The sequence below is a fragment of the Corynebacterium sp. CCM 9203 genome, assembly GCF_041357675.1.
In the GTDB taxonomy this organism is placed as follows: domain Bacteria; phylum Actinomycetota; class Actinomycetes; order Mycobacteriales; family Mycobacteriaceae; genus Corynebacterium.
Genome location: NZ_JAUERY010000003.1, coordinates 240,023 through 262,092, shown reverse-complemented (window position 1 = coordinate 262,092; position 22,070 = coordinate 240,023). Strand labels below are relative to the sequence as shown.

General features: G+C 61.0%; 16 protein-coding genes. 6 read left to right on the top strand and 10 right to left on the bottom strand.

The features are described 5' to 3' along the window. Positions 1-17: 17 nt before the first annotated feature. Both QWU44_RS07850 and glgA read right to left on the bottom strand, forming a co-directional pair. On the bottom strand, positions 18-1,472 hold the full coding sequence (locus tag QWU44_RS07850; RefSeq protein ID WP_370915131.1) for a GH32 C-terminal domain-containing protein: 1,455 nt from the start codon (positions 1,470-1,472) through the stop codon (positions 18-20). A 56-nt stretch (positions 1,473-1,528) separates the two neighbouring features. After that, positions 1,529-2,716 carry a glycogen synthase gene (glgA, locus tag QWU44_RS07845; RefSeq protein ID WP_370915363.1) on the bottom strand — a complete coding sequence of 396 codons (1,188 nt, stop codon included), beginning with the start codon at positions 2,714-2,716 and terminating at the stop codon, positions 1,529-1,531. Positions 2,717-3,061: 345 nt separating this feature from the next. Here glgA and glgC point away from each other — a divergent pair, with 345 nt between their 5' ends. Further along, a complete protein-coding gene (glgC, locus tag QWU44_RS07840) occupies positions 3,062-4,279 on the top strand; it encodes a glucose-1-phosphate adenylyltransferase (RefSeq protein ID WP_370915130.1) in 1,218 nt (405 codons plus the stop codon). A 122-nt stretch (positions 4,280-4,401) separates the two neighbouring features. Here the strand turns inward: glgC and QWU44_RS07835 are convergent, their stop codons facing one another. Then, positions 4,402-5,061, bottom strand: coding sequence for an O-methyltransferase (locus tag QWU44_RS07835; protein ID WP_370915129.1), 660 nt, complete (start codon positions 5,059-5,061; stop codon positions 4,402-4,404). Between the two features lie 176 nt (positions 5,062-5,237). Between QWU44_RS07835 and sigE the strand changes: the two genes are divergently transcribed. The 3 genes from sigE (at position 5,238) to tatB (ending at position 6,992) form a co-directional block, all read left to right on the top strand. Beyond that, a complete protein-coding gene (gene sigE, locus QWU44_RS07830; RefSeq protein WP_370915128.1) occupies positions 5,238-5,903 on the top strand; it encodes an RNA polymerase sigma factor SigE in 666 nt (221 codons plus the stop codon). A gap of 129 nt (positions 5,904-6,032) precedes the next feature. Then, positions 6,033-6,446: an anti-sigma factor gene (locus QWU44_RS07825; protein WP_370915127.1), complete on the top strand. Its 414-nt coding sequence runs from the start codon at positions 6,033-6,035 to the stop codon at positions 6,444-6,446. A gap of 51 nt (positions 6,447-6,497) precedes the next feature. Beyond that, entirely contained in the window at positions 6,498-6,992 is a 495-nt protein-coding gene (gene tatB / locus QWU44_RS07820) for a Sec-independent protein translocase protein TatB (protein ID WP_370915126.1), read from the top strand. A 78-nt stretch (positions 6,993-7,070) separates the two neighbouring features. On the opposite strand, the gene QWU44_RS07815 is transcribed toward tatB, so the two are convergent. From QWU44_RS07815 to QWU44_RS07805, 3 genes are all read right to left on the bottom strand, one after another. Further along, positions 7,071-8,201, bottom strand: a complete 1,131-nt coding sequence (locus QWU44_RS07815; RefSeq protein ID WP_370915125.1) for an Mrp/NBP35 family ATP-binding protein — start codon at positions 8,199-8,201, stop codon at positions 7,071-7,073. A 67-nt stretch (positions 8,202-8,268) separates the two neighbouring features. Next, positions 8,269-8,889: a DUF1003 domain-containing protein gene (locus tag QWU44_RS07810; RefSeq protein ID WP_370915124.1), complete on the bottom strand. Its 621-nt coding sequence runs from the start codon at positions 8,887-8,889 to the stop codon at positions 8,269-8,271. A gap of 56 nt (positions 8,890-8,945) precedes the next feature. Continuing rightward, entirely contained in the window at positions 8,946-10,271 is a 1,326-nt protein-coding gene (locus tag QWU44_RS07805; RefSeq protein WP_370915123.1) for a magnesium transporter MgtE N-terminal domain-containing protein, read from the bottom strand. 132 nt (positions 10,272-10,403) lie between these two features. Between QWU44_RS07805 and QWU44_RS07800 the strand changes: the two genes are divergently transcribed. Then, positions 10,404-10,928: a general stress protein gene (locus tag QWU44_RS07800; RefSeq protein WP_370915122.1), complete on the top strand. Its 525-nt coding sequence runs from the start codon at positions 10,404-10,406 to the stop codon at positions 10,926-10,928. A 4-nt stretch (positions 10,929-10,932) separates the two neighbouring features. Here the strand turns inward: QWU44_RS07800 and QWU44_RS07795 are convergent, their stop codons facing one another. Continuing rightward, positions 10,933-12,018 carry a magnesium and cobalt transport protein CorA gene (locus QWU44_RS07795; protein WP_370915121.1) on the bottom strand — a complete coding sequence of 362 codons (1,086 nt, stop codon included), beginning with the start codon at positions 12,016-12,018 and terminating at the stop codon, positions 10,933-10,935. A 244-nt stretch (positions 12,019-12,262) separates the two neighbouring features. Between QWU44_RS07795 and QWU44_RS07790 the strand changes: the two genes are divergently transcribed. Then, the gene (locus tag QWU44_RS07790) at positions 12,263-12,964 is read left to right on the top strand and encodes a hypothetical protein (RefSeq protein WP_370915120.1); all 702 of its coding nucleotides are present in this window, start codon (positions 12,263-12,265) and stop codon (positions 12,962-12,964) included. A 117-nt stretch (positions 12,965-13,081) separates the two neighbouring features. Here QWU44_RS07790 and QWU44_RS07785 read toward each other — a convergent pair whose 3' ends face one another. From QWU44_RS07785 to QWU44_RS07775, 3 genes are all read right to left on the bottom strand, one after another. Further along, entirely contained in the window at positions 13,082-16,879 is a 3,798-nt protein-coding gene (locus tag QWU44_RS07785; RefSeq protein WP_370915119.1) for a multifunctional oxoglutarate decarboxylase/oxoglutarate dehydrogenase thiamine pyrophosphate-binding subunit/dihydrolipoyllysine-residue succinyltransferase subunit, read from the bottom strand. Positions 16,880-17,056: 177 nt separating this feature from the next. Then, entirely contained in the window at positions 17,057-20,905 is a 3,849-nt protein-coding gene (locus tag QWU44_RS07780) for an ABC transporter ATP-binding protein (protein ID WP_370915118.1), read from the bottom strand. 147 nt (positions 20,906-21,052) lie between these two features. Next, a complete protein-coding gene (locus QWU44_RS07775; protein WP_370915117.1) occupies positions 21,053-21,910 on the bottom strand; it encodes a hypothetical protein in 858 nt (285 codons plus the stop codon). Positions 21,911-22,070: the final 160 nt, after the last annotated feature.

Here is a 22,070-nt window from a genome sequence, read left to right as displayed (position 1 = left end):
TCGTCGTATTCGTCCGGTCAGGCTGAGGATGCAGGATCGAATCCGTCCACGACATCACCAAGTTCGGTGGAGTCGTGTGGGAGGGGCCCTAGGTTCATGGTTTGAAGGACCTGAGCCTCGCCGTCGGTGCGCACGGTGAATCCGGTGCACCCATTGCTGAAGTACACGCGACTGGCGAGTGCCGCAACTCCACCGTCAACGAAGACCTCCACCGTTGAGCCATCGACAATGACGGTCAGTGAGTCGGTGTCAGCCTCTGCGAGCGGACCGGAGGCCGCGGCGTCACCGGGGTAGGCCGTATTCATCGATCGGTCGAGGGTCACATGATCTCCGTGATGAGTGACTGTGAGTGCGGTATCGCCGGCGCCGTCGAGCACATCGACGCTGACTGATCCGTTCCTCACGTCGAGCATCGCGGTGAACATGCGGGCCGCAGTCGTTCCGGGAATGACCTCCGGCAGACCGGGGGTCGGAGTCTGGAACAATCTTCCATCCTGAAGCGTGACCAGGCGTGGCATGGAGAGGCAGTTCGCCCAGTTTTCTGTGGTCAGGCTCTTGTGTCTGGTGGGGTCATCCTTACGCCCGATACCGTTCATCAGCCCGAACACGAGAGCACTGTCCTGATGTTGTTCGCCGGTACCGGTACCGATGAAGTTGGTGTTGCGGGGGCGGGTGAAATCGTGGCCGAAATCCATTCGGGTAAATGGGGTGTGCACGGTGAAACGGGCACCGTTGAGGGTTCCCACGAGGTAACCGGAGACGTCGGGGCCGTTCCCCTCCTGTTCGACGGTGGTCAGAAGGACATCACGCAGCTCCCCGTTGACCTCGTCACGGAGCCGGAGGAGCCTCGGACTCACCATGCAGTGACCACCGCTGACGCCCGGATCGCCGTCGAAACTCATGGGCCCCCGTATGGCCCACTCACGGAGGTCTGGAGAATCTAGTATGACGAGTCGAGGTTCATCGACGTGCCCGGTGACGGCGAGCATCAGCCAGCGTCCGGGACCATCCGTGAGGACGCATGGGGACCGAAAATTGTGCCAGCCGTCTTGATCTCCCACAACACAACCGAGCCGGGAGACCGAGGAATCGAGTGCGAGTGCGTCATCATCCAGGTCAGTGACCGTTCCGGAGAGTGATGGAACTGCCGCGACGTGTACCTCGGTTCCGGTTGGTGTGACGGAGGTGAAGAAGAGTTCTGCTGCTCCGGCCCCACCGACGGGAACAACGGAGCCGGCACGCACCTGAATCTCGTTTCCCTCGGGTGCCAGGACATCATCGCAGATGTCCCAGTCATAGGGGTTGGTCACGTCAAGGACCTGATGAGCCCAACGTGCGGGTGCCCCCGCTGAGGGCTGGTATTGCAGGAAAACGTGCCAGATATCAGCATCCCGGATCGCGCCAGCGGGGGCATTGAGAACCCCTTGCTCCGCAGTGACATGCAGTTCAGGTCGGTGGGTGGTGTAGGTCATGGGTGATGGACTCCGGAATCGGTGTCAGAGGTGGGGTCAGGAGCTGTCGGCGTCATTCACATTAGCGATGAATAGACGTCGATGGTCTGCTCGGCGATCTTCGCCCAGGAGAACTTCTCGACGGCGCGGCGCTGGCCGACCTCCCCGATCTTGCGGGCACGCTCTCTATCCGAAACCATGTCGTTCACTGCTGCCGCGAGATCCCGTTCGAAGGTTTCCGGATCATTCTCGTCATAGTGCACGAGAGTCCCCGTTTCCCCGTCGACCACGACCTCGGGGATGCCTCCGACATCCGAGGCTACTACGGCGGTGCCGCATGCCATTGCCTCGAGGTTGACGATTCCGAGTGGCTCGTAGATAGAAGGGCAGGCGAAGGTGTCTGCGGCGGTGAGGATCTCCTGGATCTTGTCCTTGGGTAGCATCTCCGTCACCCAGAAGACTCCGCCGCCTCGTACAGAACGAAGTTCCTCCACGAGAGCGGTCGTCTCCGCGGCGATCTCCTCGGTGTCGGGAGCACCGGCACAGAGAACCAGTTGGACGTCCGGGGCGAAGAGTTTGGCGGCCTTGACGAGGTGACCGACCCCTTTTTGCCTGGTGATCCGGCCGACGAAAGCGACGATGGGTTTGTCTGGATCCACCCCGAGATCCGTCAATACCGAGGAACCCCGGGCTTCGATGGCGTCGTCAAATGTCGGGCGTGGTTGCCACAGTTCACAGTCGATGCCGTTCAGGACAACGTGGATCCTGTCTGCGTCGATGCGTGGATATGCCTCAAGAATGGCACCCTTCATCTTCTCGCTCACGGCGATGACCGCGTCGGCGTATTCCATGGTGTTTCGTTCTGACCAGCTCGAAACCTCGTAGCCGCCGCCGAGCTGTTCACGCTTCCACGGGCGATGGGGTTCCAGGGAGTGTGCCGTGGCCACATGCGGGATTCCGTAGAGGCGGGCGGCCAGATGTCCCCCCAGGCCCGCGTACCAGGTGTGTGAGTGCACCACGTCGATTCCCGTTGCCGCACTCGCCATGCGGAGTCCCGTTGATAGCGTCCTGATGGCCGGATTCGCGTCGGCCAGGGCGGGGTCGACACCGTGGGCGAACGTCCGGGGCTCATCCCGTTCCGCTCCCATGCAGTGCACGTCAACCTCGACGAGCTTTCGCATGTACCGTGTCAGTTCGGTCACATGGACTCCAGCTCCGCCGTAGATTTCCGGGGGATATTCCTTGGTCATCATTCCTACTCGCATATCCACGACGATAGCCGTGCTTATCGCGGCATGCAGCGACGTCGGGACGGGGGAGAGGTATGCCACATTCCGGGAACGGACAGGGGGCAGTGCAAATGCTACGTACTGCGGGTATGTGTTTTCCGGAGTCACCGCACGGGGGTGCTTCGGAGGTGCCGGGTGTCCGGGTGTGTGTTTGGGAGGTGTCGGGGGTGTCCGTACCTATCGTGAGCGGCTGGCACCCATCGGAGCCGATGCTGTGACGGATGCAGGAGGTGACCATTGTCATAGCGGTTATCAGATCGAAAAGTATCTAATTTGATCGAACCCCTCCATAGACAGCAATTCTCTTATACAGTGGATCTCGTGAGGAGCCAACCACATGTCCTAGCCATCGTCCTCGCCGGCGGTGAAGGTAAGCGCCTGTCTCCCTTGACGGAAGACCGTGCGAAACCCGCTGTTCCCTTTGGGGGCACCTACCGGCTGATCGACTTCGTCCTTTCCAACCTGGTCAACGCCGGGTACATGAACGTCTGTGTTCTGACACAGTACAAATCCCATTCCCTTGACCGGCATATCTCTCAGTCTTGGCAGCTCGCCGGACTGGCAGGTCAGTACATCACGCCCGTGCCCGCTCAGCAGCGCCTCGGGAAGAGATGGTTCACAGGGTCCGCTGACGCGATCCTGCAGTCCCTCAACCTCATCTACGACGAGGATCCCGAGTACGTCATTGTCTTCGGCGCTGACCACGTGTACCGAATGGATCCCCGCCAGATGGTCGAGGAACACATCGCGTCCGGGGCCTCCGTGTCCGTCGCCGGTATCCGTGTACCCCGTTCAGAGGCGAATGCATTCGGCTGCATCCAGTCCGGTGACGACGGAAAGATCACTGAGTTCCTGGAGAAGCCCGCTAATCCACCGGCGACTCCTGACGACCCGGAGATGACCTTCGCATCGATGGGTAACTACGTTTTCACCACGAAGGCTCTCGTTGATGCGCTGAAGGCTGATGCCGAAAATGAGGGCTCGGACCATGATATGGGTGGGGATATCATCCCCTTCTTCGTGGAACGTGGCGAAGCGAACGTTTATGATTTCTCATCCAACCAGGTTCCCGGGGCCACCGACCGTGATCGCGGCTATTGGCGTGACGTCGGTACCATTGACGCCTTCTATGAGGCACATATGGACTTGATCTCCGTGCACCCGGTGTTCAACCTGTATAACCGCCGCTGGCCGATCCATAACACGGATACCGGTAATTACCCGCCAGCGAAGTTCGTTCAGGGAGGTATCGCCCAGTCGTCCATGGTGGCATCGGGGTCGATTATCTCCGGTGGAACGGTTCGGAACTCGGTGCTGTCGGCGAACGTGATCGTCGAGGAAGGGGCGACCGTTGAAGGGTCTGTTCTCATGCCGGGTGTGCGTGTCTGCAAGAACGCTGTGGTCCGCCACGCGATCCTGGACAAGAATGTTGTGATCTCCGAAGGGGAGTTCATCGGGGTTGACCATGAACGGGATGCAGGGCGCTTCACCGTGAGTGCCGGTGGAGTTGTCTGTATCGGGAAAAACGTCGTCGTCTAGCCTGCCGGGCAGGTTGCACTGGTCGCCGCGCTCGGCGCGGTGACATCGGTGGCAAGGCGATAACGGAAAGAAGTGCGTTCGGCAGGGTTTCTGCCGAACGCACTTCTTTATGTCCGAGAAAATCAGACGGTAGGGCAGGAACGCTTGGTGAGGATTGTCATACCTGCACCCAAGGGCAATCTTGTTATCAGAGCATCATCCATCTGGCGGGCATGGTCGTCCGCTTCCCGGGCCGCGACCGTGTCGCGATCGCGGCGGGTTGCGTCGGACAGTGTGCCGTCGAGTAGACAGTCCGCGAGAATGAGGACCCCGCCGTCACCGAGCAGTGGCCAAGCGGCGTTGATGAAGGCCCGGAGATCGCTCGGCCGCATGTCCCCGTAGACGAGCTGATAGGACCCCGGTGCGAGGCGCCCCATCACCTCAAGCGGACGTGACGGGAGGAATCGAAATCGGCTTGGCCGGTATCCGGCTGCGGTGAACGTCGCGCGGGCCTGCTTCTGGTGTTCGGCTTCGGGGTCGATGCAGGTGAGAGTACCTCGTGCGCCGAGGCCCTCTAACAGATACAGCCCCACGACAGCGGCTGCGGGAGTGACGGCGATTGCACCTGCCGAGGTTTCTCTGGTGGCGGTCGCGGCGAGCGTAGAAAGGAGTGAACCGGTGATCTCATCGGGTACGGTCAGGCCGAACTCTTCCGCATCGCTTCGGGCGCAGACGAGTTCAGGTGGGGTGTCGGTGGTTCCGGTGATGTAGGAACAGAGGTTGTTGAAGGCAGTGTCACTCACGTGTACAAGTGTATGGCCGGTGAGCCGAAAAGCGAGACAACCCGCCGGTTTTCGTGTTTGTGGTTTCAGCGAAAAATGTCACCGATGGCCTCGGGGTGGGGCCGGGGGCGTTACTGAATTGACGCGGGAAAATCAGGATGGTTTAAGGGCGGGCTTCGTTGTACGATAGTTCTCTGATGGATAATCAAAGCATGATGTCCGATCCCTCCGGAGCACCCAGGCCTTCTGAAGTTCAGGCGATCCCCGATGTCGACGGGTCCGTATCGCTCTGTGGTACTGCCGCATTCGATGCGGGTGCCGCGGAAATGCCGACATGGGCCGAGCTGGTGGAGGAGCATGCTGATGGGGTTTACCGGCTTGCCTACCGTTTGTCCGGCAACCGGCACGACGCGGAGGATCTCACGCAAGAAACCTTCATGCGGGTGTTCCGTTCTCTCAAGAGCTACCGGCCCGGAACCTTTGAGGGATGGCTTCATCGCATTACCACGAATCTCTTCCTGGATATGGTCCGACATCGGAGTCGTATCCGGATGGAGGCACTGCCGGAGGACTATGATCGTGTGCCCGGTACCGAGATGACCCCTGAACAGGCGTTCAACTTCTCGAACCTCGACCCGGTGCTCCAACGGGCTCTTGATGCTCTGAGTCCTGAGTTTCGGGTCGCCGTCGTACTGTGTGATGTGCTCGGAATGACCTACGACGAGATTGCGGACACCCTCGGGGTGAAGATGGGTACGGTTCGTTCACGTATCCACCGGGGGCGTAGCCAACTTCGGAACAGTCTGGAATTGGCTGCCCGCACCGATGCTGATGCTCAGCTTCTGATCCCTCTCAGCCGCTGACTGGATCACCCGAACGGGAGGCCCGGTGCACTGTATTCGCCGAACAGCGTATTCTTGTCGGCAGATACAGTGAGGGACCCGGGATGTGGCTCGGCTTGGTAACAGAGATGTGCAGGGAGGCGGTTCGATATGGTTGAACAGCAGCCCGAGGACGGGTGGACACCGCACGGGGGGCCGTGGCGCCGAGGCAATCGGCCCAGGGAATTCGCTTCTGTTGAACACCTGAGTCCTGAAGCTGTCGCCGCGTTCGTTGACGGTGAGTTGTCACCGGGAGCCGCGCATCGGGCCCGGGTTCACATGGTTCACTGTGTGGAATGCAGGGATGACGTTGATCAGCAGCGTCGCGCCGCCGAGCGGCTCCGTACCTGCGGTGAGAATGATGATATCCGTGTGCCCAGTTCCCTTCTGGAACGATTGAACTCCATCGCACAGTCCTGTCCAGCGGGACCAGGAGTGGAAGACTCGGTCTGTTCACCGCCTCAGACATTGCTCGACAAGATGGATATTCTCTACCGTGCGGTGCGTCGATCTCGCGGATGGTGACGATAAAATCTGGTGAGCACGGTACCACCTTCCTTCCGTTAGGATGAAGGAGTGTTCAACAGTGTCGGTTGGTCCGAAATATTCGTTCTCTTTGTCGTGGGTCTCATTGTTATTGGACCGGAACGGCTCCCCCGTGTTATTCAGGATGTCCGTGCGGCGATTCTCGCGGCGCGGCGGGCGATTGACGATGCGAAGCGTTCGATGAGCGATGAGTTCGGTCCAGAATTCGAGGATATAACGGGTTCGATCGGGGAGTTCGCTGCGCTGCAGCGAATGGGGCCGCGGGCTGTTCTGGCCAAGACCCTTTTCGACGGAGACGATAGTTTCTTGGATTCCTTCGACCCGAAGAAGATTATGTCGGAGGGAACTGCGGGCGAGGCTCATCGGCAGCGCGCGGCCGAGCAGAACACCACAGTCGTACGGGCGGCAGAGGAAACCGTTCGGGTCGAACGACCCGACAGAGAACGGCATATGCCAGAGCGGTCGACCGGACATCCCGATACAGATGATGGTGTCGCTGCGGGAGACTGGTCGGATGTCACATGATGGCCGGGAGATTACCGGATCATCTGTTGGACGAGGAGTGCTCCTCCGATTCCGCGGAGGGGCACTCCTCGTAGTGTGCTAACGGTGAGCGACACCGAGGTTGAGGGATCTACCGGCGAGGGACTCCCGCCGTACCGCAATTTTGTCCGCGACCTTACCGATCGCCTGGGAAGTCGGGGAGTCAGGGTGTGCGATGACCACTGGTACACCGACATCTCCGCCTGCGCGTAGAGCCGGGTCAAGGGGTATCTCGCCGAGAAGGTCGATCTCGGTTCCGGTGAGAATTGAAAGCCGATCGGCGACGGTCTGTCCACCACCGGCACCAAAAACATCTACCGTCGAACCATCGGGCATGACCATAGCGCCCATGTTCTCGATGACACCGGCGATCCGCTGTCGGGTTTGCTGGCTGATTGAGCCCGCGCGTTCCGCGACCTCGGCGGCAGCGGCCTGGGGGGTGGTGACGATGAGAAGTTCAGCATTGGGCACGAGTTGGGCGACGGAAATTGCGACATCACCCGTACCCGGTGGTAGATCCAGGAGAAGGACGTCCAAGTCACCCCAGAACACGTCTGTGAGGAACTGGGTGATCGCCCGGTGCAGCATGGGTCCGCGCCAGACGACGGGTGCGTTTCCCTCGACAAAATGACCGATCGAGATCATTTTTACACCGTGAGCCATGGGCGGCATGATCATGTCGTCGACCTGATGTGGGCGTTCCTCGGAACCGAGCATGTGCGGGATCGAATGCCCGTAGATGTCGGCATCGAGAATGCCGACGGATAGGCCCCGTGCGGCGAGCGCCGTGGCCAGATTAACGGTCATGGACGACTTTCCGACGCCGCCTTTTCCGCTGGCCACTGCGTAAATGCGCGTGGTGCATCCCGGTTGCGCGAAGGGATTCACGACCTCAGCGGATGCGCCCCGCAGACTGGTACGCAGCTCTCGGCGCTGTTCGTCGCTCATCACGTCAGTGGTAACAGTGACGTCAGTCACCCCATCGATTTCGGCCACCGCTGCTCGTGAATTCTCCGTCAGGGTGGATTTCATCGGGCAACCGGCGATGGTCAGATAAATCTCGACCTGCACGGAGGAACCATCGATGACGATGGATTTCACCATACCAAGCTCGGTGATGGGGCGCCCGATCTCGGGGTCGATGACCCTGGAGAGTGCGGCGCGGACTTCGGATTCAGTCACGGTAGTCATCACCCACCGATCCTAGCGCGCCCCGGACCGTGACTACCCACGGGGCTGGTGGGCGTGATGATGAGGATCATCGCTGTGGATGCGGCCAACCATCTGTGTCATCGCGGTCGTTGATCTCACCCATGGTCGGTTCTGCGAGCAGGTCTTTCCCGTCGTGGGCCCCCCGCCGCCGGTGTTCACGGGCCTGGCGTGCAGCGGACTCATCGTCGATCTTCGCTTCGAGACGTTCGAGCATGTCGGTGAGATCCTCAAGTTCACGGCGGAGATAATCACGGGTGACGGTCTCCCCGACGGCGATCCGTACACCTGCAAGTTCGCGGGCGAGAAACTCGGTGTCGGCTTTGGTTTGCTCACTACGCCGACGATCCTCCGCGATCACCACGCGGTCACGGTCCTCCTGCCGATTTTGCGCAAGAAGAATCAGGGGGGCGGCATAAGCTGCCTGTGTGGAGAAAGCCAGATTGAGGAGGATGAATGGGTACGGATCCCAACTAAACTTCCAGGCACCTACATTGAGGGCGATCCAAATCATCACGAATACCGTCTGCCAGAAGAGGTATTCGCCGGTGCCGAAGAATCGCGCAACCTTCTCTGCGAAGGCGCCGACCGAGTCGCCGTCGATGTTGATCAGCTTTCGGCGCTGGCCGGCAACCGGAGTATCGAGGTCACTGCGCTGGTAATCAGCCACGGGGGCTCCTTCACGATGGTCAGAGAGGGTCGAACGGGGTGATTGTGGTGTGTCTGTCAGCGGGTCGTGCGTGGGGTGGAACGAAGGAGAGGATGCTGTCCACTGGGGTCGGGGGCAGGACGGAGACCCCGTTCACGCCAGTCGTCGGGGAGCATGTGGTCCAGTAGGTCGTCGACGGCGACGGCACCGAGGAGGTGCTTGTCGGCGTCGAGGACCGGCCCGCAGACGAGATTGTAGGTGGCGAAGTATCGTGCGGCTGTCTCCTGGTCATCGTCCGCGAACAGCGGCGGGAGATCAGGATCGAGGCAACCACCGATGAGGGACCCGGGGGGTTCCCGAAGCAGCCGCTGCAGGTGGACACATCCCAGGTATTTGCCTGTCGGGGTCGCTGTGGGGGGCCGAACAACGAAGACCATGGAAGAAAGGGAAGTCGGCAGTTCTGGGTCGCGAGCGAAGGCGAGTGCCTCCGCGACGGTCGTCTGCGGGGTGAGAACGAGTGGCTCCGGAGTCATGAGCGCACCCACGGTGTCCGGCGAGAAGCTCATCAGTCGACGGACCGGAGCGGATTCCTCCGGATTCATCTCCTCCAGCAGGGCTGCAGCCTTGGCGTCGGGAAGCTCACCGAGGAGGTCCGCAGCATCATCGGGATCCATCTCCTCCAGAACGTCTGCTGCCCGTTCGAAGTCGAGCGCCTCAAGGAGTTCCGCCTGACGTTCCTCGGGGAGCTCCTGCATGATGTCAGCGAGGCGTTCGTCGTCGAGCTCAACAGCGATCTGTTCCCGCTGTGCCGCGGGCATTGTGTAAAGCTGTGTCGCGATATCGGCGGGACGCATGTCATCGAACTGGGCGATCAGCTCCGCGGTTTCATCCGGGTCACCTGTGCCACTGGCGGAGATTCCGTGTACGTGTGTCCAGGGGACGACGTCCAACTTCGGGCGTCGACCGAATTTGGGTTTCTCATGGTAGACGGCAACTCGGGAAATCACCCAGTCGCGGGTACGGGTGCGTTCCAACTCGACATCTGCGATTTCCAGTGCGCGTCCGTGGAGATGATCAAGCTCAGGGTCATCAACCTGAACCTTTGATCCGACGATGTCCGCCAGGACACTGAGCTCACCGGTCCTGGACTGGAATGCTCGGAGGGAAACCGAACCCGTGGCGAGAACGATTTCCTGGGGTGCGATCTCGGCGATCCGGAGCATCGGAAGGAAGATCCGGCGTTTGTTCAGCATCTCGACCACGAGGCCTAGCGCCCGAGAGGTCTGTCCGATGGGGCGCACCGCGATGACGATGTCCCGGACACGTCCGATGACGTCTGTGTCGGGGCCGCGGACGATCATGCCCGAGAGGCGGCCGACGTAGACACGGGTGATTTGGCTCATGAGAATCTAGTTTACTGTGCTTGCCTGCCAGGGGAACATTCCCCCGAGTACGGCCGTTATACGGAAGGACGATGAACCCGCCGGGTCCCGGCGGAGGACACTTCCGTCACACCGCAGGAGGAGATTGTGGGCATGACACCTTTCGGTACCGGTCCGAACCGGAACTCGACCGGGGAACGTTGCCGCCCGGAGGGATGGCCAGTGGGCAGTTTTGAGGACTACGCCTCAGCACAGGCTGCAGTGGACATGTTGAGTGACCGCGGTGATTTCCCGGTCAACGAGCTCACAATCGTCGGGGTAAATCTGATGGAGGTTGAGCGAGTCGTTGGCCGACTCACCTGGGGCCGGGTTCTTGCCGCTGGTGCGGTGTCGGGGGCGTGGATGGGGCTTTTCGTCGGTGTCTTGATGATCCTGTTCAGCGACAGTTTTGGTAGTCTCCTGGCGCCGATGATCTACGGCATTGTGATGGGGGTCATCTTCGGGCTGATTGCGGCGGCGGTGCCGTATGCGGCGTCTAAGGGGCGCCGGGACTTTGCGACCACAACGCAGATCGTCGCCGGGCGGTACGACGTCCTTTGTGCCCCGGAACATGCTCGCCGTGCTCGGGATGAAATTGCCCGTGCGAACCTCGTCGGTCGTTACAACGTGCAGCGGTGATCTGTCACAACCAATTCTTGCGCCGGAGTAGCCACCACAGGAACACCACCGATCCGAGTATGAGCAGCAGCGCTAGATAGTAGCCGTACTTGAGGCCGAGTTCGGGCATGTATTCAAAGTTCATGCCGTAGATACCGGCGATCACGGTGGGGACGGCGGCCATGATTGCGACGGAGGATATCTTTCGCATGTCGTCATTCTCCTGGAGTGTGATCTTTGCTACACCCGCATCTATCAGTGCGGAAAGTCGTTCATCAAGACCCCGGACATTGTCGACGGCCAGTAACTCGTGGTCGAGCACATCCCGGAAGTACCGGATGAGTTCACCGGGCAGCATGTCGTTGTTACGTTCGAGCAGTAACCGGAGTGCGGCGGCGAGCGGATCGATCGAGTGCCGCATCTCGAGTATCTCTCGTTTGAGCATGTAGATGGTCTGGATATCGAATCGTTCGTTCGGGGTGAATACCTCGGCCTCCAGTTCGTCGACGTCTGCGGCGAGTTCACCGCTGATCCGGACGTATTCGTCGACGGCGGCGTCCATGATCATCCAGGCAACGGATGAGGGGCCGAGAGCTGTCTGTTCGGGATCCTCCTCCACGCGTTTGCGTAGGCCCTTGATATTTGAGGGTTTCCCGTGTCGGACGGTGATGATGAAATCGGGCCCGAGGATCATCTGGATCTCACCGGTCTCAATGATCTCCGAGGCGTCGTTTACTGACTCATGTTCCTTGAACATTACTGAACGTACGACCATGAACAACTGCTGGTCGTATCGTTCCACTTTGGGACGCTGATGAGCATTGACCGCATCATCGACGATGAGCTCGTGAATGTTGAACGCGTCAGCGATCTCCATCATCTGGCGTTCATTGGGCTCCAGGAGACCGAGCCAGACCCAGCCACGGCCCTCGTTCCGGACATGCCGGAGTGCACTGCGGTAGGTGTGCCGGTGACCGTCGTCCTCTCCGTCGACGTACACGGTGCAGCGTTCGATCGCTTCCTCGACCGGGGCATCCGGATGCATCGGAGAAGGGGAGACCTTGTCGGCGGGAGAAGTCCTGGGTTTGAGGACACGACGAATACTGGGCATCGGGCTTGGGTCTCCTTCTGGCGGTGCGGGCGGGTCGAGTTGGCACGGAAGGGGCTCCGGGCACCGTTGATCAGCAGTGAGTGTACCGAGTTCCGATGCGCGTACAACATCCTTCGGGAGGGAAATTGGGCGCATCATGCGCTATCCGCAGTAGAGTGGTCTCCCGAGAGCTGAAACGGGGTGTCGGCGATGCCCGAATAACGTGTACCGCCACGAAGCTGTCCCGTACTATCCAGGAGACTTCATGATGCACGCTGACTCACGCCAGGTTTTGCGATGGGTACGCCGGGTTGTTCTGGCTTCGGTGGTCGGTGCCCCTCTCCTGTCCGCCTGCGCGCCCGAACCCGCAGCCCCTCCCGGGGAATCAGAGTTCCGGCCCGTGCAGATATCCGTGAACTCCTCGTCGATTGAGCAGCGGATACTCGGCGAGATGTATCAGCGGACGCTACGGTCCCATCAGCGTGATGCGTACCTGACTCTGGAGACCGCGTCGAATGACAACCAGCGTATCGAGAGGCTCAATGAGCGGAGAGCTGACCTCGTGGTGGGATGCACTGGAGAATTGCTCCATCAGCTCAACCCCGTGGCTGCGGCTGAACTCTCCAGGGAGTACACGGCTGCTGTTGAATCAGGTGAGGTCGACAGAAATTCGGGGGAATGGCGGGAGAAGGTGTATGCGGCGATGGTGGGTTCGCTTCCCGGCAACATGATGGCGACCGATCCGTCGAATGCGCTGGGATGCGAGAACTATGACGGTCCGGAACTGCCGCAGAACATTGTGCCCGTATACCGGAAACCGATGCTCGACCGTCGGGACCGGCTCATCCTTAATTCCGTTGGCGGTACGATCTCGACCGCTGACATCCGTGAGTTGACCGGTAAGGCCATGGACTCCAACTCGGTATCTGCCGCAGTGGTTCCGTACCTGCAGGCTGAGGGGTTATAGGTACGGAGTGCATCGCGATCAACCGAGGCAAGAACCGGAAAGCATCGTGAACGGAAAGACCCCGCCCCACTGAAAACGTGAGGGCGGGGTCTTTCCGTTCGCCGGGTTCTCGCTCTCTCAGGCGTCCGGTGCGAATGCCGATTCGATGAGCTGCTGCTGCTCGAACTGATGGACCTTCGAGATGCCGGTCGAGGTCGAGGACTGCGCACGGCGGGAGATCCTCTTCAGCGGCGGCATGTCCGGGACCCGCTCTGGGAGGTTGAGGGCGAGGAACGGCCAGGCTCCCTGGTTAGCAGGCTCATCCTGGCAGAACCGGACTTCGGTGGCGTTCGGGTAGAACTCGAATGCCTCCTTGAGTCGGTTGTGCGGTATCGGGTGATACATCTCCAACCTGATGATCGCGACGTCTTCGCGGCCGTCCTTCTTCCGGCGCTTCTCCAACTCGTAGTAGAGCTTGCCGGAAACCAGCAGAATGGTGGTGACCTTGTCGACATCACCGATGACGTTGTTGTCGCGGTCGACGAGACGTGGGTCGTTGATCACGGAGCGGAACTTGCGTACCTCGGTGAAATCCTCGACGGGGCTTGCCGCGTCCTTCATCCGCAGCATCGACTTCGGAGTGAATACAACCAATGGGCGATGGAGTTCGCTCAGTGCGTGGCGACGCAGCAGATGGAAGTAGTTCGCCGGGGTCGACGGCTGTGCGACGGTCATGGAACCCTCCGCGCACAGTTGCAGGTAGCGCTCGATGCGCGCAGAGGAATGGTCCGGTCCCATGCCCTCGTAGCCGTGCGGTAGAAGCAGGATGACCCCGGAGGTCTGCCCCCATTTGGCTTCGCCGGAGGATACGTACTCGTCGATGATGGTCTGCGCACCGTTGGCAAAGTCACCGAACTGTGCCTCCCAGGCGACAACGGCATCCGGGTTACCCACGGAGTAACCGTATTCGAAGCCCATACCCGCATATTCGGTGAGTGCGGAATTATAGACGAGGAATTTACCGTTGCCCTTCGACTGAGCGAGTGCATTGAGTGGGTTGTAGTCCTCGGAGGTCTTCGGGTCGATGAGAACGGCGTGGCGCTGGGTGAACGTACCACGGCGGGAATCCTCGCCAGCGAGACGCACGAGTTTGCCGGAGTTCGCGAGAGATGAGAAGGCGATGAGCTCGCCCCAACCCCAGTCTATGCCGCCCTCATGGACGCTCTCCATGCGTTTCTTCACTACCGGCTGGACACGCGGGTGGATGGTGAAACCTTCCGGGGTCCTACCGAAGGCGTCCCCAATCTCGAGGATGTCGGCCTTGGTGATGGAGGTATCCAACCCGTGCGGTAGTTTCTGGGAACTCGTGATTCCCTCTTGAGCGGAGGCCTGCTTCTTACCGGCCTGCTTAACCTCGTTGAAGACGGACTCCATCTGATCGTGGAAGTCACGGATGACGGCCTCGGCGTCCTCGGATGAGAGGTCACCACGGCCGAGAAGATCCTCGGTGTACCGGGTACGGACGGTGTCCCGGTTGTCGATGATCTCGTACATCTGCGGCTGCGTCATCGACGGGTCATCGGCTTCGTTGTGTCCGCGACGACGGTAGCAGACGAGGTCGATGAAGACGTCCTTGCCGAACCTGCGGCGATACTCGGTGGCGAGGCGCCCGACCCACACGACGGCTTCGGGATCATCGCCGTTGACGTGGAACACTGGGCAACCGAATCCCTTGGCGATGTCCGTGGCGTAGTGCATTGAACGGGCGGAGTCGGGGGTCGTGGTGAAGCCGATCTGGTTGTTCACCACGATGTGGATGGTGCCACCCACGGTGTACCCGCGGAGCTGCGCGAGGTTAATGGTCTCAGGGACGATACCGAGGCCCGCGAAAGCTGCGTCACCGTGGAGCAGTAGCGGGACAACGGAGTAGCCGTCCTCCCCCTTGTCGAGGATGTCCTGTTTGGCGCGGGCGATACCCTCCATGACCGGGTTCACGGCCTCGAGGTGGGAGGGATTTGCTGTGAGGGAGACCTTGATCTCACCATCACCAAACATCTGTATGTGCTGCCCCTCGGCTCCGAGGTGGTACTTCACATCACCGGAGCCGCCGGCCTGGGCCGGGTCGAAGTTACCCTCGAACTCGTTGAACAGGTTACGGAGCGGTTTGCCGACGATGTTGGCGAGGACGTTGAGCCGGCCGCGGTGCGGCATACCGATGACGACTTCGTCGAGTCCCTGTCCGGCGGCGGTGTCGATGCAGGCGTCCATGAGGGGAATCAGGCTCTCGGCCCCTTCGAGGGAGAACCGCTTCTGCCCTACATACTTGGTCTGGAGGAAGTTCTCGAAGGCCTCCGCTGCGTTGAGCTTCTGGAGGATGTATTTCTGCTCTGCGCCAGTGGGTTTGTTGATGCCCGCCTCGAGACGGTCCTGCAGCCAGGTTCGTTCGTCACGGTCGAGGATGTGTGTGTACTCGGAACCGACCTTGAGGGTGTACGCCTGCCGGAGGGTCGTCAGAACCTCCCGGAGGGTCATCTGCTCGCGGCCGGCGAACCCGCCGACGGAGAACTTCCGGTCGAGATCCCACAGTGTCAGGCCATGGGTGGCTATGTCGAGGTCGCGGTGATCCGGGATCGGCACCCCGGGCTGGTTCCAGTGCAATGGGTTGGTATCGGCGATCAGGTGACCACGCGAGCGATACGCCTCGATGAGCTGCATGACACGGGTGTTCTTGTCCACTCCGGTGTTCGGGATGTCCTGACGCCAGCGCATCGGCGTGTAGGGAACCTGCATGCAGTCGAAGATGTGGTCCCAGAATGCGTCATCGGTGAGGAGCTGGCTCATTGTGCGCAGGAACTCACCCGATTCCGCCCCCTGGATGATGCGGTGATCGTATGTGGAGGTGATGGTGACAAGTTTGCCGACACCAAGTTCCGCTAGACGGTCCTCCGAGGCACCGGCGAACTCCGCCGGGTAGTCCATCGAACCGACACCGATGATCGCTCCCTGCCCCTTGGTGAGGCGCGGGACCGAGTGCCGTGTCCCGATACCGCCCGGGTTTGTCAGCGTGATGGTGACGCCGGAGAAGTCCCTACCGGTCAGCTTTCCCTTGCGGCCGCGAGCGACGATGTCTTCGTAGGCATCGACGAACTCGGAGAAGGAGAGGTGCTCGCACTCCCGGATGGCCGCGACGACCAGTGCACGGGAGCCGTCCTTCTGCGGAAGATCGATGGCGAGGCCGAGGTTGATGTGTTCGTGGGCGACCATGGTCGGCTTGCCGTCGATGACATCGTAGGAGTTGTTCATCGCGGGATGTGCCATGGTGGCTTTGACCATCGCGTAGCCGATGATGTGGGTGAAGGAGATCTTTCCACCACGGGTACGGCGCAACTGGTCATTGACCATCGCGCGGTTTTCGAACATGAGCCGTGCGGGCATGTCGCGCACGGATGTTGCGGTGGGGACCTCAAGGGAGAGATCCATGTTCTTCGCGATGGCCTTCGCGATCCCCGTCAGTTGCTGCTTACCGGCCTCGGGGAGATCACCGATGCGGCCCAGCGGGGACTTCGAGAGCCGTTCTGCGGCGCTGTCCCGCGAATGGGTCGAAGAGCCCTCCCACTTCGGCGCGTGATCGCGTGCCTTGGCGGCGGGAGCCTTAGGCTTCTCCTTCTCAGCTTGGATACCTATCCCCTTTTCAGGGGCAGTTGGCTGTGAAGATGCCGCACTGACCGTGGGGGCCTGTGCTCGCTTGCCGGACGTTGGCTCAGCGGGCTTCTGCACGGCTGCAGCGGGGGTTTTTTCGGGGGTGCTTGAAGGGGCACCTTGTGTCTCGAAATAGTCCCGCCATTCCTTGTCCACGGACCCGGGGTCCTTCTGGAACTGCTGGAACATCTCGTCTACCAGCCACTGGTTCTGGCCGAAAGTACTAGCGCTGCTCACGGCAGGTGCTCGCCTCATTTCCTTGGTTAACCTACGTCAGTATGTCCACTGTAGTCGTTGACTACAGGCTAGTTGCCGCAACCCCGTTCTGTCGCATCGTCGCGACGTGGGATCGATCTGAATCGTGCCGCGGCGGGAGCGGGGACACATCAATACGGACACCGCACCGCGCTCACGTTACCGTTTTCCGGTGTCCGGTGCTGAGCGAACGTACCGAAGACCGACGGCTCCGACACGTGTGGCCGCCTCCCACATGTCGCGGTAGAGGGTGTCGCTCTCCAACAATTCGGTGTGCACTCCGTCCTCGATGATTCGGCCCCTGTCAATCACGAGGATTCGGTCGGCCCGCGCGGCGGTCGCAAGCCGATGCGCGACGATGACCGCGGTACGTCCTCCGGTGACACGTTCCGCAGCGGAGAGAACCGCGGCCTCGGTGGCGGGATCGAGGGTGGCTGTTGCCTCATCGAGAAGCAGCAGCTTCGGTTCAACGAGTTCAGCTCTGGCTAGAGCGATCAACTGACGTTGTCCTGAGCTTAGGCCCCGCCCACGTTCACCGACGGGATGATTGAAACCGGCCGGTAAACGAGCGATGGCGGATAGGGCTCCCACCCGTCGTGCTGCGTCAGTGATCGTGGCACGGTCGACTCCGGGACGGCCGTACGAGATGTTTTCCGCGATTGTGCCGGTGAAAAGATGCGGTTCCTGTGGGACCAGGCCGATCTGGTGATGCCACTGCGACAGCGGAAAATCCCGAATATCGACACCGGAGGCTCGGACGGAACCCGCGACCGGATCGTGGAACCGGGCGAGCAATTTGATCAGGGTTGACTTTCCTGCACCAGTCGGACCGACCACCGCCACCGTTTTCCCAGGTTCGAAATGCAGGTTGAGACCTTCTGTGACGACCCGGTCCCGTGAACCCGGGTATGCGAAAGAAACTGAATCGAGGGAAATCGGCCCGGATGCGGCTGCTTCGCACCCCTCCCGGCGACCGGTGTCCGGGACATCATTCCGTGTCGAGAGGAAATCGGTGATGCGAGTCAAGCCGACGGATGCCTGCTGGTAACTGTCGAAGATCTGGCTTAACTGCTGAATTGGGCTAAACAACTGTCCGATGTACATGATGAAGGCGACCAGGACGCCTGCGCTGATCATCCCCTCCATCACGAGACCCGCACCGACACCGAGCACCATGGCTTGGGATAGTTCGGAGACCAACGCGATACCAGGGAAATAGAGTGCTACGGCGATCTGGGCGCGGACTCGCGTCCGCCGGTAGGCGTCGGCGCGTGAAATGAAGGTAGCGAGGCGGTGCTCCTCGGTACAGTGCATCTGGACCGTACGTAAACCGGTAACGGACTCCTGGAAGTCGGCGTTGACCGTGCTCACCTGCTCTCGTGCCCGGGTGTAGAGGCGGGCCGAGATAGTCCGGAAGATGATGGTCGCGATGATGATGACGGGCACTGACCAGAATGCCCAGAGGGCGAGAACCGGGTCGGTGGCTACCAGAACAGTGCCGATGCCGACCAGTGTCCCGATCGCCACCACGGATTGGGCCAAGCCGGTCTGAAGGAAGGAACTCAGAGCGTCGATGTCGGTGGTCATCCGGGTCATGATCCTTCCGGACATGGTCGACTCAAAATAGGAGAGTCCCAGTCGCTGCAGGTGTGCGTAGGAGCGGAGTCGCAAGCCGAACAGCAGGCGCTCCCCGGTTCTGGCCGTCAACACCGTACGCCATACGGCGGCGAACCACGCGATGAATACGACACCTCCGCCAGCAGCCGATGCCCACCACAGTGCTGTCGTATCGCCCCCGATGACTCCGTCGTCGACAGCCGTTCTGACCAGGCTTGGGAACGCCAGATCCGTCGCGACAGCGACGAATAGGAGGATGATCACCGCGCAGGTCAGACCACGGGCCTGACGGAGAAGCGTTCGGAGAGAAAACTCCCCGATGTCCGCACGCAGAGGTCGGCAATCGATTCCCGGGTCTTCAGTCGCCGGAGGAAGGTCCTCGACCTCTGCGAGGAGCCGGGCACTGGGTGGTACCGTCCCGATACCGCGCCCCCGCCCTCCGGCGGTTGGAACCGCACGGGCGATCCCGGGGCTGGGATTCCACCGAACCCCGTTATCGGCCCGGACCTTCGGCCAGAGGTCTTCGTCATCCGGTTCATCTGCGCTGCAGAGCTCAGATGCTGGTCCACACCCGGTATGTGGGGGCCTCAGCGCAAGGTCCATGAGCTCCGCGAAACGGGGGGCGGTACTCATCTCCTCCAACGTCCCCGACTCGATCACTCGACCATCGAACATGAGAGCGACCTTATCGGAGAGCTCGAGCGTGGAACTGCGGTGCGCGACCGTCAGTACGGTGACATCAGGGAGATAGTCCTTGAGCGCCCGGTAGATGGCTGCCTCGGTGATTGCATCCACTGCGGAGGTTGCGTCGTCGAGGACCAGCACTCGCGGGTGTGCGAGCAGTGCCCGTGCGAGTGCGATGCGCTGACGCTGACCACCGGACAGCGTGAGTCCCCTCTCCCCTACAGGGGTGTCGTATCCGTGTTCGAGGTCCATGATGAACTCGTGTGCCTGCGCTGCGCGGGCTGCGGCGAGCACCTCGTCATCCCCGACGGAGTGATCCCCAGCACCTACCGCAATGTTCTCTCGAACCGTAGCGGAGTAGAGGAAGGGCTCGTCGAAGACACATACGAGATCTGAACGGAGATCCTGGAGGTCGATCTCCGCGAAACCGGTGTCCGGTTGCCCCGGTGCTGTGAACAGGATACGGCCGGAGTCCGGACGGTAGAAGCCACCCAGCAGATGAACGAGCATCGTTTTACCGGATCCGGGAGGACCGACCACCGCCACCGTCGACCCTCTGGGTACATCGAGGGATAGTCCAGAGAGGATCTGACGTTCGCCGTCGGAAAACGTGACCTCCTCCATCCGTAGTCCGAGTGGACCCGCTGGTACCCGCGATCCGATGTCGGTCACGGCGATAGCATCAGCAGGCCGGAGGTCGATCACCTCGAAGACCCGTTGCACCGAGCTTGCCCCCATCTGCAGGCGGACAACTGTTGCGGTGAGTACCCGTGCAACGGTGGTGAGGGTCGTCAGATAAGTGGAGAAGGCCACGAACGTACCCACCGTGATGCCGCCGTGCAGTGCGAGCCAGCCACCAAAGGCGATGTTCACGACCAGTGCGATCATAGGTAACTGGTCCAGCGCGGGTTGGAACCGCGCGTTGATGCGGGCGGCGCGCATGCGGTGGGCGTAGAGCTCGCGTCCCGCCTTGTCCATCCGGGAGATCTCGTTCTCTTCCTGTCCGAAAGCCTTGACAACCCGAACTCCGGTTACCGTTTCCTCGACACGGGTCGCCAGGTCCGCAGCCTTCTGCTGTGCAGACCAGGTGGAGGCGAAGAGACTCCGTCTGCCTCGTGCACCGAGCAGAACAACGACCGGTAGCGTTGCCAGGGCGACGAGTGCGAGAAGCGGTGACAACCAGAGCATCACGACCATTGTCAGAAGAAGTTTCAGGATGTTGCCGAATGTCAACGGCAGAATCGCCAGAAGTCCCTGCACCGTGTTGATGTCTGAGATCGACCGACTCACCACCTGTCCAGTGTGCAGTGCGTCCTGTCCCGGACCATCCAACTTCAGCAAGGACTCCAGAAGTCGGACCCGGAGTCTCCGCTGGGTCTCCAACGCCACGGCACCGGCGGTGAACCGGCGGGCAAACTGAAAGAGGAAGCGTAGAACAGCCACGGTGCAGAGCATGATGACGACCGTGTTCAACGGAGTTATCCCGGGAAATAGTCCGGGTACTCTTTCCCCCGGGTGAATCCCGAGCGCGATGTCGACGGCATCTCGGGTAAGCAGGGGAGTGGCCGTCTCGAACAGGGTCACCAGGATTGTCGCCACAAGAGCGGTCACCGCCGGGATCCGGCGCTGGGTTGCTGCGCGGAGAAGCCGGAGTAGGGCCGAGCGGATTCCCACACCGGGTGCACCCGTATGGTCGACTGACGTCATGGTGACCGATCCTCCTGCCGTGGTTTCTTCGGACCAATCATCCCAGACCGGCCGACCTCGGGTTGTCTCCGGGGCGGGTGCGGAGAATGACGAAGGCACCGCCCCCCGGTGATGGGGTGCGGTGCCGGTAAAGAGAAGCGGGGTGCGCTATTCTCGCTCATCCGAGTTGTCGGCTTCAGCCAGATCACGGGCGATCTCGGCGGGTACGTCGATGTCCTCGGGGACATCATCAGGGATCGGCGTTGAGAACTCCGCGGGCAGACCACCGAGTGATTCACCGACGTTGGATACGACCTTGTCCGCGAGACGATGGTTTGCGAAAGAACCGACGACCGCACCGATGCCCAACGGCATGATCTTGCCGAACCATGCACGACGGAGTTTCTTGCCCATCGTCTTCACCGCGAGATTGACCATGCGATTGTTCACGTTGGTGAGCTTCGCACCTGAGAAACTCGACAGCGCTGTGGTGAATGAGCGGCTGCCCGCCCCTGCGGACAGATCACCGACTGCAGCGTCGACGAGTGCAGTTCCGGAAGATCCGGTGAGCGCGACGAGAATCAGCGCCCGACGGCGTTCCGGATCGTGGATGTCCACACCGCGGAGTCTCGCGGACGCCATGGTGTAGAACGCGGCGAGGTCGAGGAAGACGAGCGACTCCACCCCGATCGCCGCGGCACCGGTGATCAGCCCGATCCCCGGAACAGCGGCAGCGACTCCCGCTGCACCACCGGAACCGGTGGCCAGGACGGAGAAGTGTTTGTCGATGGCCTTCTGCAGCTCCCGCGGATTGAGGTCAGGATTCTTTGCACGCATCCAGTCCACGTACCTGGCGATCGTGTCTGCCTGGATATGTACGGCCTTGTCCAGTCCTGAGATCAGCATCCGGCCTGTTGCTCCGGTACGGCCTTCCAGTGCCTTCGGGTCGGAACCGACGGCATCGGTTACGGGACGGTTATCCTGTGTGTCGTTCTTGTCTTTTCCGAAGAGTCCAAAGAGACCCATGGGTGTCACTCACTCATTTCTTGTGTTTGTGGGTGGCCCCGGCAGAGGTTGAGCCGGGGTGCGCCAGAATCTCGGCGTCGGTGGTGCGCTACATCGTAGATGCCACCGGAAGTTGGTGCGACACAAGCAGCATATGACCGAATAATTGCTACCATTTCGT